This window comes from Pseudomonas sp. NFX224 (assembly GCF_048565165.1).
GTDB lineage: Bacteria > Pseudomonadota > Gammaproteobacteria > Pseudomonadales > Pseudomonadaceae > Aquipseudomonas.
In genome coordinates, this window is sequence record NZ_CP183416.1 from 3344891 (window position 1) to 3358337 (window position 13447).

15 protein-coding genes and 1 pseudogene are annotated in these 13447 nt (G+C 59.5%); 11 read left to right on the forward strand and 5 right to left on the reverse strand.

From position 1 onward, the window contains the following. Positions 1–85: 85 nt before the first annotated feature. Positions 86–838, reverse strand: coding sequence for a DUF2059 domain-containing protein (locus tag ACNYC6_RS15080; protein WP_419708097.1), 753 nt, complete (start codon positions 836–838; stop codon positions 86–88). 108 nt (positions 839–946) lie between these two features. Between ACNYC6_RS15080 and ACNYC6_RS15085 the strand changes: the two genes are divergently transcribed. After that, positions 947–1579 carry a 2OG-Fe(II) oxygenase gene (locus ACNYC6_RS15085; RefSeq protein ID WP_419708098.1) on the forward strand — a complete coding sequence of 211 codons (633 nt, stop codon included), beginning with the start codon at positions 947–949 and terminating at the stop codon, positions 1577–1579. Between the two features lie 2 nt (positions 1580–1581). Then, a complete protein-coding gene (locus ACNYC6_RS15090; protein ID WP_419708099.1) occupies positions 1582–2067 on the forward strand; it encodes a DUF523 domain-containing protein in 486 nt (161 codons plus the stop codon). 75 nt (positions 2068–2142) lie between these two features. Here ACNYC6_RS15090 and ACNYC6_RS15095 read toward each other — a convergent pair whose 3' ends face one another. Continuing rightward, positions 2143–2727 carry a transporter substrate-binding domain-containing protein gene (locus tag ACNYC6_RS15095; protein WP_419708100.1) on the reverse strand — a complete coding sequence of 195 codons (585 nt, stop codon included), beginning with the start codon at positions 2725–2727 and terminating at the stop codon, positions 2143–2145. A 135-nt stretch (positions 2728–2862) separates the two neighbouring features. Between ACNYC6_RS15095 and ACNYC6_RS15100 the strand changes: the two genes are divergently transcribed. Both ACNYC6_RS15100 and ACNYC6_RS15105 read left to right on the forward strand, forming a co-directional pair. After that, the gene (locus tag ACNYC6_RS15100; RefSeq protein ID WP_419708101.1) at positions 2863–3288 is read left to right on the forward strand and encodes a DUF4399 domain-containing protein; all 426 of its coding nucleotides are present in this window, start codon (positions 2863–2865) and stop codon (positions 3286–3288) included. 67 nt (positions 3289–3355) lie between these two features. Further along, positions 3356–3451 (forward strand): annotated as a pseudogene (locus ACNYC6_RS15105) (N-acetyltransferase); the annotation flags it as partial. A gap of 77 nt (positions 3452–3528) precedes the next feature. On the opposite strand, the gene serA reads toward ACNYC6_RS15105, so the two are convergent. Continuing rightward, the gene (gene serA / locus ACNYC6_RS15110; RefSeq protein ID WP_419708102.1) at positions 3529–4758 is read right to left on the reverse strand and encodes a phosphoglycerate dehydrogenase; all 1230 of its coding nucleotides are present in this window, start codon (positions 4756–4758) and stop codon (positions 3529–3531) included. A 206-nt stretch (positions 4759–4964) separates the two neighbouring features. Here serA and ACNYC6_RS15115 point away from each other — a divergent pair, with 206 nt between their 5' ends. From ACNYC6_RS15115 to ACNYC6_RS15130, 4 genes are all read left to right on the forward strand, one after another. Next, positions 4965–6359: an FAD-binding oxidoreductase gene (locus ACNYC6_RS15115; RefSeq protein WP_419708103.1), complete on the forward strand. Its 1395-nt coding sequence runs from the start codon at positions 4965–4967 to the stop codon at positions 6357–6359. A gap of 38 nt (positions 6360–6397) precedes the next feature. Further along, on the forward strand, positions 6398–7063 hold the full coding sequence (locus ACNYC6_RS15120; protein WP_419708104.1) for a fumarylacetoacetate hydrolase family protein: 666 nt from the start codon (positions 6398–6400) through the stop codon (positions 7061–7063). A gap of 83 nt (positions 7064–7146) precedes the next feature. After that, positions 7147–8073, forward strand: a complete 927-nt coding sequence (locus ACNYC6_RS15125; protein WP_419708105.1) for an SdiA-regulated domain-containing protein — start codon at positions 7147–7149, stop codon at positions 8071–8073. Between the two features lie 116 nt (positions 8074–8189). Then, complete coding sequence (locus ACNYC6_RS15130; protein WP_419708106.1) at positions 8190–9107, forward strand: SdiA-regulated domain-containing protein; 918 nt, start codon at positions 8190–8192, stop codon at positions 9105–9107. Positions 9108–9252: 145 nt separating this feature from the next. Here ACNYC6_RS15130 and rpiA read toward each other — a convergent pair whose 3' ends face one another. Next, on the reverse strand, positions 9253–9927 hold the full coding sequence (gene rpiA, locus ACNYC6_RS15135) for a ribose-5-phosphate isomerase RpiA (protein WP_207267642.1): 675 nt from the start codon (positions 9925–9927) through the stop codon (positions 9253–9255). Positions 9928–10074: 147 nt separating this feature from the next. Here rpiA and ilvA point away from each other — a divergent pair, with 147 nt between their 5' ends. Together ilvA and ACNYC6_RS15145 are read left to right on the forward strand one after the other, a co-directional pair. Beyond that, positions 10075–11589 carry a threonine ammonia-lyase, biosynthetic gene (ilvA, locus tag ACNYC6_RS15140; RefSeq protein ID WP_419708107.1) on the forward strand — a complete coding sequence of 505 codons (1515 nt, stop codon included), beginning with the start codon at positions 10075–10077 and terminating at the stop codon, positions 11587–11589. A gap of 39 nt (positions 11590–11628) precedes the next feature. Further along, complete coding sequence (locus tag ACNYC6_RS15145) at positions 11629–12054, forward strand: DUF2269 domain-containing protein (RefSeq protein WP_419708108.1); 426 nt, start codon at positions 11629–11631, stop codon at positions 12052–12054. A gap of 93 nt (positions 12055–12147) precedes the next feature. Here ACNYC6_RS15145 and ACNYC6_RS15150 read toward each other — a convergent pair whose 3' ends face one another. Beyond that, positions 12148–12804, reverse strand: coding sequence for an HAD family hydrolase (locus tag ACNYC6_RS15150; RefSeq protein ID WP_419708109.1), 657 nt, complete (start codon positions 12802–12804; stop codon positions 12148–12150). A 143-nt stretch (positions 12805–12947) separates the two neighbouring features. Here ACNYC6_RS15150 and ACNYC6_RS15155 point away from each other — a divergent pair, with 143 nt between their 5' ends. Next, the gene (locus ACNYC6_RS15155; protein ID WP_007897732.1) at positions 12948–13427 is read left to right on the forward strand and encodes an RNA pyrophosphohydrolase; all 480 of its coding nucleotides are present in this window, start codon (positions 12948–12950) and stop codon (positions 13425–13427) included. Positions 13428–13447 lie beyond the last annotated feature (20 nt).

Genomic DNA, 13447 nt, shown 5'->3' on the forward strand with positions numbered 1-13447 from the left:
CAGGGCCTCATCGCCAGCAGGCTGGCTCCCACAATGGATCTGCGTGCGCGCTTGCTAGCGATGGCGATCTGTAAGGCGCCGAAGTTCACTGGCCGAGATTGGAAGAGCTCTGCCCCACCGCCAACCCCGCCTTGATCGCCGCCAGCGCCGCCTGGTAATACGCCTTGCCTTCAGTCGACTCGGCAAACGTGGCGAATTCTTCCAGCTCTTCATCCGACAGGTCGCGATAGACATACAGCAGCGTGTTGTTCAGGTCGCTGCCGATCTGGTCCATCAAACGCTGCCGCTGCCCATTCAACATGCCTTGCGCCTGACCTGCGCCGAGCAGGCCCGGGATCATCGAGCTCAGGCTGTCAGCCGCGACACCGGCAATCGCCAGGCTGACTTCTGCGCCGGCCTCGCGCGCCGGCAATGCCTGGGCCAGGTGGCCAATGATCAGCAAACGGCTGTCGCTGGCCTGCATCTTCGGCAAGCCCTTGGCGTTTTTCGCCAGTTGATCGCGACGGGTGGCGAGCAATTCGGCGGCAACGACTTTCTTGCCCAGCGGGGATTGAAAGAACGCCAGTGCAGGCTTCGGATCGGCGAGGTTCTTGCGCAATTGTGCTTCGGCGCGCTGATCGACAGCCTTGGGTTCGAAACGCTGGTTGCTGTTGTTGACCAGGGCCTGAAACACCGCCGGTGGCAGGCTGCTTTGATAGCGTTGCTGCGCAGCCGAGAGGGCGTCGCTGAAATGCGCGCGTTGTTCCGGCCAGCCCGCGACCTTGTACAACTGGTCGTGGCCGTCTGCCCAGGCGGGCAAAACGCAGAACATCAGCAGGGAGAAAAGCAAACGGCGCATAGGGACTCCTGTCAGCAGGCGACTATTCTCCGTGTGGCACAAGGTCTTGTCGAGAATTCGTATCAACCCGCTGCGTGGCTCTGTCGGATTTTCAGGCGCCGGAATACTATGCGCGCCATGCAAATACCTTCTGATCACCCGCTGCTGTTACGAATCGTCGACGACCTCGCTGCCAACGGCTGGTCGCAGCAGAATATTTTCCTGCCTCTGGATCTGACCCGAGCACTGGCGGCCGAGTGCCTTAAACGTGCCGCCGAAGGTGAATTGGCCCCGGCAGCGGTGGGGCGCGGGCCTTTCTCGGAGATCCGCGAGGGGATTCGCGGCGACCACATCCAGTGGATCGAGCCCGGCCAGGCCGAGGCGTGTGACAGTTATCTGCGGTTGATGGACAGCCTGCGCGAAGCGATGAACCGCGGTCTGTTCCTGGGGCTGGAAGATTTTGAAAGCCATTTCGCGATGTACCCGCCCGGCGCGTTTTACCTCAAGCATGTCGATCGCTTTCGCGATGACGACAAGCGGATGGTATCGGCGGTGGTCTATCTCAATGACGCGTGGCTTCCCGAGCATGGCGGCCAGTTGCGCATGTACCTGGACGAAAACGCGGAATACGATGTGGTGCCGACCGGAGGCTGCCTGGTGGTGTTCCTGTCAGGCGAGGTTCCCCATGAAGTCCTGCCCGCGACCCGGGACCGCCTCTCGTTGACGGGCTGGTTCCGGCGTCGGGGCACCGAGCCGTTCTGATCATGCAGAAGATATTGGTAAGCCGCTGCCTGTTGGGTCACCGCGTTCGTTATGACGGCGGCGCCAGCGGTCCGTTCGATCAGCTTCAGGCTTGGCTCGATGAAGGTCGGGTCGTGCCGCTGTGCCCGGAAGTCGCCGGGGGCTTGCCAACGCCAAGGGCGGCTGCGGAGATTCCTGGCGGGCAGGGCAGTGAAGTACTTGAAGGTCATGCATCGGTGATCACCACCGAGGGCGAGGACGTCAGTGCACAATTTCTGTCCGGGGCTTATCAAGCGCTGGAGCTGGTGCAACAACACGACATCCGCATCGCCATCCTCAAGGCCAACAGCCCGTCGTGCGGCAATCTGCTGACGTATGACGGGACGTTCAGTGGGGTGAAGGTCAATGGCGAAGGGGTGACGGCGGCATTGCTCAAGCGCCATGGGGTGTTGGTGTTCAGTGAGCTGGAGTTGGCGGAAGCGGCGCAGGTGCTGGCCACACAGGGCTAGCTGCCAACACCGAACAACTGTGGGAGAGAGCCGCCATCGCCAGCAGGCTGGCTCCCACAGGGTTGCTCTTTGATGTCAGGGCTTGGGCACCGCCCCCGATTCCGCCCCAAACCACTTCTCTTCCAGCGCCGCCAGTCGGCCATCGGCCTTGATCCGCTGCAACGCGTTTTCCAGGCTGGCATGAAACGCCGGGTTTCCCTTCTGAAACGGAATCGCCAGGTTCACCGCCGGGTTGGCTTTGGGCTTTTCTTCCGTCAGCGACTGCACCAGCAGGATGGATTGCGGCGCTTCTTTCTGCGCGATCAATTGCGCATGGGTCTTGATGTAGGGTTCGCTGAAGTCGAAACGATCCGTGAGCGCCGGGGTCTGTGTAATGTGATTGATGGCGATGTCGTATTTGCCGCTCTCCACGCCATTGAGCAGATCGCTGGCGTCGGTGACGACAAAATCAGCGCGCACATCCAGTTCGTTGGCCAGCAGTTGACCCAGTTCGACTTCGAACCCCGCGAGTTTGTCGTCTTCCTTGAAATTGAAGGGGGGCGTATTAGCCTCAATGGCAATACGTAATTCGCCGCGGTCGTTCACGTCGTCAATCAATTCGGCATGAGCCAACGGACTCAAAAGGGGTAGCAGGCAGATCAGGCCAGGCAGAAAGCGCATGGTCACTCCTTTGAATTTTTTATCGCGACCCTCTGATTCAGGCTCGCTTTGCTATGGTTGTCGAGTGCCTTCGACAACGATTGACCATGAAGTTGTCATGGTCACGCAGATTTTACGGAAAAACTGGAGAAGAGAATGAAAACCTTTATGTCACGTGCTGCTTTGGCTGGCCTGTTGATGGGTGTTTCGGTGCTGGCCAGTGCGGCGACGCCGGCCCCGAAAGGCGCTGAAGTGTCCATCGTGTCTCCTAAAGACGGTGGGACTGTTCCGCAAACCTTCAGGGTCAAGTTCGCTGTCGAGAACGTTGCGCTGGCGCCAGCGGGCGACGCCACCAAGAATACCGGTCACCACCATCTGCTGATCGACGCCACAGAGGTAGTTGCTGCGGGGCAGGTTATTCCCGTAGACGCTAATCACGTGCATTTCGGCAAGGCACAAACCGAAACCGAGGTGACACTGACGCCCGGCGAGCACACGTTGCAACTGGAGTTGGGCGACAAGAACCACATGGCCTTCGATCCACCGATCGTGTCGGAAAAAATCACAGTCAAGGTCAAGTAACCTGGCAGCGTGCATGAAAAAGGGAGCCCGAAGGCTAATGCTGTTCACTTAAGGACGAACACTGAATCTGTGGCGAGGGAGCTTGCTCCCGTTGGGGCGCGAAGCGGCCCTGAAAAATGGGACTGCTGCGCAGTCCAGCGGGAGCAAGCTCCCTCGCCACAGGTTTTCGGTTGTTTGCTCTATCGTTTAAGTGAACAACATTAGCCCGAAGGCTCCCTTTTTTTGTCGCTCAAGTCGCTATCAGAACAGCACGCGGCTACGGATGGTGCCGTTGACGTGTTGCAGCTTCTCTTGCGCCAGGTCCGAGTACTCGGCGTCGACGTCGATCACCACGTAGCCGACTTTCTCGTTGGTTTGCAGGAACTGACCGGAGATGTTGATGCCGTTTTCGGCGAAGACCTTGTTGATCTCGCTGAGGACGCCCGGAATGTTCTCGTGGATATGCAGTAGGCGGTGCTTGCCAGGGTGAGCCGGCAGGGCCACTTCCGGGAAGTTCACGGACGATACCGAAGTACCGTTATCGCTGTACTTGACCAGCTTCTCTGCGACTTCCAGACCGATGTTGGCCTGCGCTTCAGCGGTGGAACCACCGATGTGCGGGGTCAGGATCACGTTGTCCAGGCCACGCAGCGGGCTTTCGAACTCTTCTTCGTTGGAGCGTGGCTCCACCGGGAAGACGTCGATGGCCGCGCCGATCAGGTGCTTGTCCTTGATGGCCGCCGCCAGGTGGTCCAGCTCGACCACGGTGCCGCGTGCGGCGTTAATCAGGATGCCGCCTTTCTTGATCGCGCGGATTTCCTTCTCGCCCATCATCCACTGGGTGGCGGCGGTTTCCGGAACGTGCAGCGAAACGATGTCGGACATCGCCAGCAGATCGTGCAGCTTGCCTACCTGAGTGGCGTTACCCAGTGGCAACTTGGTGATGGTGTCGTAGAAGTACACCTGCATGCCGAGGCCTTCAGCCAGGACCGACAGTTGAGTACCGATCGAACCATAACCGACGATGCCCAGCTTCTTGCCGCGGATTTCGAAGGAGTTGGCCGCGCTCTTGATCCAGCCGCCACGGTGGCAGGAAGCGTTTTTCTCAGGGATGCCGCGCAGCAACAGGATCGCTTCGGCCAGCACCAGCTCGGCGACGGAGCGCGTGTTGGAGTACGGCGCGTTGAACACGGCGATACCGCGCTCGCGGGCAGCATCCAGGTCGACCTGGTTGGTGCCGATGCAGAAACAGCCGACAGCGACCAGTTTCTTCGCGTGATCGAAGATCTCTTCGGTCAGTTGAGTGCGGGAGCGAATGCCGATGAAGTGAGCATCAGCGATCTTTTCCTTGAGCTGGGCTTCCGGCAGAGAACCTGTGAGGTACTCGATGCTGGTGTAGCCCGCCGCCTTGAGGACGTCGACAGCCGATTGGTGGACGCCTTCGAGAAGAAGGAACTTGATCTTGCTCTTATCGAGAGAAGTCTTGCTCATCTGCGTAAACCTGTATCCCGGAGAAAAATGGCAGGAAAGGGAGCAGCCCGGAGCTGACCCGCACGGCAAGAAAGCCGTCACCGCAGAACAGCCCTTGGGCACTATCCTGCGGGGTCGTTATGCTAGCATAGGCGCCCCGCTAAACACTCATTCCTGCGACGTGAAGCGTTCTCAGGATGACCATGAATTGTTCGAGAGTTCTGTCGATGACCAATCCTGCCCTGATTGATGAGCTGAAGACCCTGGTTGAGCCTGGCAAGGTGCTGACCGATGCCGACTCCCTGAATGCTTACGGTAAGGATTGGACCAAGCATTTCGCCCCGGCCCCGACCGCCATCGTGTTCCCCAAGACCACCGAGCAGGTCCAGGCCATTGTCCTGTGGGCCAACAAACACAAGGTGGCGCTGGTGCCGTCCGGCGGTCGTACCGGTTTGTCGGCCGCTGCCGTGGCCGCCAATGGCGAAGTGGTCGTGTCCTTCGACTACATGAACCAGATCCTCGATGTGAACCTCACTGACCGTACTGCCGTCTGTCAGCCGGGCGTGGTCACCAAGCAACTGCAGAACGTCGCTGAAGAAACAGGCCTGTACTATCCGGTGGATTTCGCGTCGTCCGGTTCGAGCCAGATTGGCGGCAATATCGGCACCAATGCCGGCGGGATCAAGGTGATTCGCTACGGCATGACCCGAAACTGGGTCGCCGGCATGAAAGTCGTTACCGGCAAGGGCGACGTACTGGAACTGAACCGCGACCTGATCAAGAACGCCACCGGCTACGACATGCGTCAGTTGTTCATCGGCGCCGAAGGCACCCTCGGTTTCGTGGTTGAAGCGACTATGCGCCTGGATCGCGCGCCGAAAAACCTCACCGCGATGGTCCTCGGCACCGCCGATTTCGACTCGATCATGCCGGTGCTGCACGCGTTCCAGAACAAACTCGACCTGACAGCCTTCGAATTCTTCTCCGACAAAGCCCTGGCCAAAGTCATGGGCCGCGGCGATGTTCCGGCGCCATTCGAAACCGATTGCCCGTTCTACGCGCTGCTGGAATTTGAAGCGACCACCGAAGAAGTGGCCAACCACGCCCTGGAAACGTTCGAGCACTGCGTTGAGCAGGGCTGGGTGCTGGACGGCGTGATGAGCCAGAGCGAAACCCAGCTGCACAGCCTGTGGAAGCTGCGCGAATACATCTCCGAAACCATTTCCCACTGGACGCCGTACAAGAACGACATTTCGGTCACCGTATCGAAAGTCCCGGCGTTCCTGAAGGAAATCGACGCGATCGTCGGCGAGCATTACCCGGACTTCGAAATCGTCTGGTTCGGCCACATCGGCGACGGCAACCTGCACTTGAACATCCTCAAGCCGGATAACCTGAGCAAGGACGAGTTCTTCGCCAAGTGCGCCACCGTCAACAAGTGGGTGTTCGAAACCGTCGAGAAGTACAACGGTTCGATTTCCGCCGAGCACGGTGTGGGCATGACCAAGCGTGATTACTTGACCTACAGCCGTTCGCCGGTTGAGATCGAGTACATGAAAGCCGTCAAAGCGGTGTTCGACCCGAACGGCATCATGAACCCGGGCAAGATTTTCGCTGTTTGATTTTCGAACTTTAAGAGCCAACGAAGCAGGAGTCGGTAATGAGCTATCAGCACCAGTATGTCGACGGTACGCGCATTCACTTCCCGCTGGGAAAAGTGGTGTGCATCGGCCGTAACTACGCCGAACACGCCAAGGAACTGGACAATCCGGTACCGACCGAGCCGCTGCTGTTCATCAAGCCGGGCAGTTGCGTGGTGCCGCTGGAAGGCGGTTTCAGCATTCCGACCGAGCGCGGTTCGGTGCATTACGAAGCAGAAATCGCGGTGTTGATCGGCAAGCCATTGTCGACCAAGCCGAGCGTTGAAGAAGTGCTCGACGCCATTTCCGGTTTCGCCCCGGCCCTGGACCTGACCCTGCGCGACAAGCAGGCCGAGCTGAAATCCAAGGGCCTGCCTTGGGAAATCGCCAAGTCGTTCGACGGCGCGGCAGTGATCGCCCCGTTCGTGTCCGGCAGCACCTTCGCTGACCTGACCGACATCGGCATCCGCCTGACCATCAACGGCGAAGTGCGCCAGGACGGCAACAGCAGCGTGATGCTCAACCCGATCGTGCCGATGATCCAGCACATGGCTGGTTGCTTCTCGCTGCAGGCCGGTGATGTGATCCTCACCGGCACGCCAGTGGGCGTTGGTCCGCTGAATGTCGGCGACGAAATCGTTCTGGAACTGCCGGGCGCCAGCAGCTTCACCAGCAGCGTTCGCTAAACCCTGCGGGAGCGAGCCTGCTCGCTCCCGCATTGGTTTTCGTGCTATCACCCCTAGCCTGAATTTCTGGAACGCATCCCCTGATGGCCACTCCACCGCTCTCCACGCTTAAACCTGTCCGTCGTTCACGCTTTGCCCTGCGTTGGTATTCCTGGCTATTGCTGGTGGCCGCCATTGCCTACGGCATTGCGTTTGCCATGCATTGGGATGATCGCGGCGTGCTCTGGTTGCAGGAGCGCTTCAAAAGCCCGGCCGAACGCCAGGAAAGTATCTGGCTGCCGGACTATCAGGCAGTGATCGACGCCAAGCCACTGCCGGGCCTGGAAAAGGACGAAGCCTCGGACCTGGCCTACGACCCTCAAAGCAAAACCCTGTTTTCGGTCATGGGCAAAAATCCGTTCCTGGTCGAGTTGAGCTTGCAGGGTGACGTGCTGCGCAAGATGCCGCTGGTGGGCTGGAGCAATCCAGAGGGCGTGACGGTGTTGGGCAATGGCCTGTTGGCCATCGTCGATGAACGTGATCATCTGATTACCATCGTCAAGGTCGATGCCGACACTCGCGAACTCAACATCGCCGATTTCCCGAAATACGATCTCGGTCCGTCGAAAGACCAGAACAAAGCCTTCGAAGCCATCGTCTGGGATTCGCGCAATCAGCAACTGCTGTTGGGTGAGGAGCGTCCACCGGCATTGTTCACCTGGAAGGGTGACGGCCAGAAACTGATCGGCGACAAGCAAAAACTGGCCAGCGATGAACTGGACGTACGCAATCTGTCCGCCTTGGCCATCGACCCGCGCACCGGTCACACCCTGGTGTTGTCCGCTGATTCGCATCTGTTGCTGGAACTGGACGAGAAAGGCGAGCAAGTCAGTTTCATGACCTTGCTGGGTGGCTTCAACGGCCTGAAGAAAACCATTCCTCGTGCCGAAGGCGTGACCATGGACGAGGCGGGCACGCTGTACATGGTGAGCGAGCCGAACCTGTTCTACCGCTTCGAAAAGCAGCGTTGAACCCTGCCTGTAGGAAATTCGTTACCAGGTTGTAGGAGCGGGCAAGTGGCCATTAAGCTTTAATTCAGACTCGCGTGGTATTTCATCCGCCTGTTTTGATTCCGAGCCCGCCTCCAATGCGTCGATTTGCCCGCCCCAAACCCTTGATCCTGCTCCTGTCGGTGATCGCGCTGATCGTGTTGATCGCTTTCGGTCAGCACCTGCGGTTGTTTGAGCGTGCCTGGTTCAACCTGCACACGCTCTGGCAGCCGCTGGGCCCCCAGTCCATTGGCCTGGACCAATATCAGGTGGTATTGGAGGCACAGGTTATCGAGGGGCTGGACGACGATGTTTCAGCGTTGACCTACGACCCGGTGCGCAAAAGCCTGTTTACCGTTACCAATCAAAACTCCGAGCTGATCGAACTCTCTCTCGACGGCAAGATCCTGCGCCGCATCGCGTTGGTCGGCTTCGGCGATCCGGAGGCGGTGGAGTACATCAGCGCCGACACCTACGTGATCACCGACGAGCGTCAGCAGCGGCTGATCAAGATTCATCTGGAACACGACACCACGTTCCTCGATGCGGCGGATGCCGAACAGATGACGCTCGGCGTGCACATGAGCGGCAACAAGGGGTTTGAAGGGCTGGCCTACGATTCGGTGGGCAAGCGCCTGTTTGTCGCCAAGGAGCGCGACCCGATGCTGATCTACGAAGTGCACGGCTTTCCGCATTTCAACCCGGAAAAATCCTACGCGGTACACGTCATCAACAACCCCAAGCGTGATGCCGGGATGTTCGTACGCGATCTGTCGAGCCTGCAATACGACGAGCGCAGCGGCCACTTGATGGCGCTGTCCGACGAGTCGAGGCTGATTCTGGAACTGGATGTGGACGGACGCCCTCTGAGCACCATGTCACTGAACAAGGGGCGACAGGGGCTGCAAAAGACGGTGCCGCAAGCAGAAGGAATCGCCATGGATGACGACGGTACGATGTACCTGGTGAGCGAGCCGAATCTGTTTTACGTCTTCAAAAAGCCAGCACAACCCTAACCAACAACACAAAACACTGTGGGAGCGAGTCTGTTCGCGATAGCGGTCTGTCATTCAACATCTCTGTCGATTGACACGGCCTCATCGCGAGCGGGCTCACTCCCACAGGTTTTTCATGTGCCCGCCAATGAGTGGGCAGCCACGATTACTCAGCGCGCAGTGTTTTCACGCCTTCGCTGGTTCCCAGCAACAGCAGATCCGCCGGACGCGCCGCAAACAAACCATTGGTCACCACGCCGACGATCGCATTGATCTGCGTCTCCAGTTCCACCGGGTTGGTGATCTGCAAGTTGTACACGTCGAGGATGATGTTGCCGTTGTCGGTCAGCACGCCTTCACGGTAAACCGGGTCGCCGCCCAGTTTCACCAATTGGCGGGCCACGTGGCTGCGGGCCATCGGGATCACTTCGACCGGCAGTGGGAACGCGCCGAGCACCGGTACCAGTTTGCTGGCGTCGGCGATGCAGATGAAGGTCTTGGCCACGGCCGCGACAATCTTCTCGCGGGTCAGGGCTGCGCCGCCGCCCTTGATCAGGTTCAGGTGTTCGTCGCTTTCATCGGCGCCGTCGACGTAGAACTCCAGGTCGCTGACGGTGTTCAGTTCGTACACCGGAATCCCGTGGCCCTTGAGGCGTGCGGCGGTGGCTTCGGAACTGGCGACCGCGCCATCGAACGCGCCCTTGTGCTGGGCCAGGGCGTCGATGAAGCAGTTGGCGGTGGAACCGGTGCCGACCCCGACGATGCTCTTGTCATCGAGTTTCGGAAGGATGAAGTCGACGGCGGCCTGAGCCACTGCCTGTTTGAGTTGATCCTGGGTCATGCGGGCTCCGGAAGCGGGCAAGGTAAGAACGGAAAGGCCGGCATTATAGCCCCATGTCAGGCTAAAACCTCTGCATTCGTGTGGTCGTCCGCCCGAAAGCCGGGTTAGACTCCTGGGTCCTGCCCAGCCGCTCAGTGATGCTTTCCGATGCTTGAACAGTACGTCAAAAAGATCCTCAACTCGCGCGTTTACGACGTGGCCGTAGAAACCCCCTTGCAGACTGCCCGTCAGCTCTCCGAGCGGCTGGGCAACGATATTTGGCTCAAGCGTGAAGACTTGCAGCCGGTGTTCTCGTTCAAGATTCGCGGCGCTTATAACAAGCTGACCCAGTTGAGCGATGAAGAGCGCGCTCGCGGCGTGGTCACCGCTTCGGCAGGCAACCATGCACAAGGCCTGGCCCTGGCGGCCAAGGTGTTGGGCGTGAAAGCGACCATCGTCATGCCCAAGACCACCCCCGAGATCAAGGTTGAAGGCGTGCGCTCGCGCGGCGGCAAAGTGGTGCTGCACGGTGATTCGTTCCCGGAAGCCCTGGCCTACTCGCTGAAACTGGTCGACGAAAAAGGCTACGTCTACATTCACCCTTACGACGATCCGCACACCATTGCCGGGCAGGGCACGGTGGCCATGGAGATTTTGCGCCAGCACCCGGCGCCTCTGGACGCGATTTTCGTCCCGGTGGGCGGTGGTGGCCTGATCGCCGGCATCGCGGCGTACGTGAAGTACCTGCGTCCGGACATCAAGGTCATCGGCGTCGAGCCGGACGACTCCAACTGCCTGCAAGCGGCGATGGCAGCGGGCGAGCGCGTGGTGCTGCCGACCGTGGGCATCTTCGCCGACGGTGTGGCGGTGGCGCAGATCGGCCAGCACACGTTTGATATCTGCAAAGATTACGTCGACGAAGTGATCACCGTCAGCACTGACGAAATCTGCGCGGCGATCAAGGATATCTACGACGATACCCGCTCGATCACCGAACCTGCCGGCGCCTTGGGCGTGGCCGGGATCAAGAAATATGTCGAGCAGCGCGGCGTCAGCGGGCAGACTTTCGTGGCCATCGACTCCGGCGCCAACGTCAACTTCGACCGCCTGCGCCACGTCGCCGAGCGTGCGGAGCTGGGTGAAGGCCGCGAAGCGATCATCGCCGTGACCATCCCCGAGCAGCCGGGCAGCTTCAAGGCGTTCTGCGAGGCCATCGGCAAGCGCCAGATCACCGAATTCAACTACCGCTACAACACCGGCAGCGAAGCGCACATCTTCGTTGGCGTGCAGACGCACCCGGAAAACGACACGCGCAGCGCGCTGATCGCCAGCCTGAGCGAACAAGGTTTCCCGGTGCTGGACCTGACCGACAACGAACTGGCCAAGTTGCACATCCGCCACATGGTCGGTGGTCGCGCGGCGCATGTGGTCGACGAAGTGATCCTGCGCTTCGAATTCCCGGAGCGGCCGGGAGCGCTGTTCAACTTCCTCAACAAGCTCGGCGGGCGCTGGAACATCTCGATGTTTCACTACCGCAACCATGGCGCAGCCGATGGCCGTGTGGTCGCGGGCTTGCAAGTGCCTCACGATGAACGCCAACTGGTGCCGGCGGCGCTGGAAGAAATCGGCTACCCGTACTGGGACGAAAGCGATAACCCGGCCTATCAGTTGTTTCTTGGCTGAACGGCTACGCTGATGGGCATGTAATAAGGGAATCGAACCATGGAAACGTTATCTGCCCTGAAAGCGGCGCATATGGTGGCAACGGTTGTATTGCTGGCGAGTGCGCTGGGGCTGGGGATCTGGGTTTTTCTGGCAAAGCGCAAAGGTGATGCGACGGCGGGCAGTCGTACGTTGCAGCGACCACGGGTGTTTGTCTGGCTGCTGATGGGCCAGGCATTGCTGAGCATGCCCTTTACCGGCTGGGGGATGGTGCATCTGGTGGGCTGGCCGCTGGGGCAGACCTGGTTGCTGGCTTCCAGTGTGCTTTACACCGTGGCGGCGCTGGCGTGGTTCTGGTTGCTGGTGCGGCTGAACAAACTGCGCAAGGCGCCGGGTGGCGTGGGTAAATTTACCTTTGCCTTGGCGTTGTTCAGTTTTGTCTGCTTTGTGGCGATTGCCGGGTTGATGGGCGCCAAACCTGTTTAGGGTTTGAAACCGGGTTGACCCCATCGCTGGCAGGCCAGCTCCCACAGGGGAACGCATTCCAATGTGGGAGCTGGCCTGCCAGCGATGGCGTGATCAATCGCGCAACGAAATAACCGGCCAGCCACGCCTCTCGGCTTCGGCCCGCAGATTCGGATCGGGATCGACGGCAACCGGATTCGTCACCTGCTCCAGCAACGGCAGGTCATTCATCGAGTCGCTGTAGAAATAGCTGTCTTGCAGGTTGTACCCGGTCTCTTCCAGCCAACGATTCAACCTCGTCACCTTGCCTTCACGGAAGCACGGCACGTCGGTGCTGCGCCCGGTGTAGCGGCCGTCAAGCATTTCGCACTCGGTAGCGATCAGGGTTTCGACGCCCAGGCGTTCGGCAATCGGGCCTGTGACGAAGCGGTTGGTGGCGGTGATGATCACCAGTTTGTCGCCGGCGTCGCGGTGCTTGGCCAACAGTTCGATTGCCTTGGGCAGCATGATCGGCTCGATGCAATCGCGCATGTAATCGCTGTGCCATTGATCAAGCGTGGCCATTTCGGTGCGGCCGAGCACTTCCAGGCAGAAATTCAGGTAGGCGGCGTTATCCAGCTTGCCGGCCAGGTAGTCCTGGTAGAACTCGTCGTTGCGTGTCTTGTAGGCAACGGCGTCGAGGAAGCCGCGCTCACACAGGTAATCGCCCCAGGCGTGATCACTATCGCCACCCAGAAGCGTGTTGTCCAAGTCGAATAAAGCCAGCCGCATTGCAGTTACTCGCTGAAAAGTCTGTAGAAAGGCGTCCAGAATACGGACTTTTCACAAGAGTGCACATAAGGTCGGCCGGCGCGTTGCTGCCTTCACAACCTTTGTGGAACAATGCGGCGACATGCGTTTGCGAGGTTGTTGCCGTGATCGACCCCGATGGTTTCCGTCCTAATGTCGGGATCATTCTCACGAATGATGCCGGCCAGGTGCTATGGGCTCGCCGAATCAATCAAGATGCCTGGCAGTTTCCTCAAGGTGGGATCAACCCCCAGGAGACGCCGGAAGACGCCTTGTACCGCGAGCTGAACGAAGAAGTGGGCCTGGAGCGCGAAGATGTTGAAATACTCGCCTGCACCCGGGGCTGGTTGCGCTATCGTTTGCCGCAACGTCTGGTCAGGACCCACAGCCAACCGCTGTGCATCGGCCAGAAGCAGAAATGGTTTCTCCTGCGCCTGATCTCCAACGAGCAGCGGGTGCGGATGGATTTGACCGGTAAACCGGAATTCGATGGCTGGCGCTGGGTCAGCTATTGGTATCCGTTGGGCCAGGTGGTGACATTCAAGCGCGAGGTGTATCGACGCGCTCTCAAAGAGCTTGCCCCGCGCCTTTTAGCGCGCGACTGACGACGGAGTTCGACCCCGAG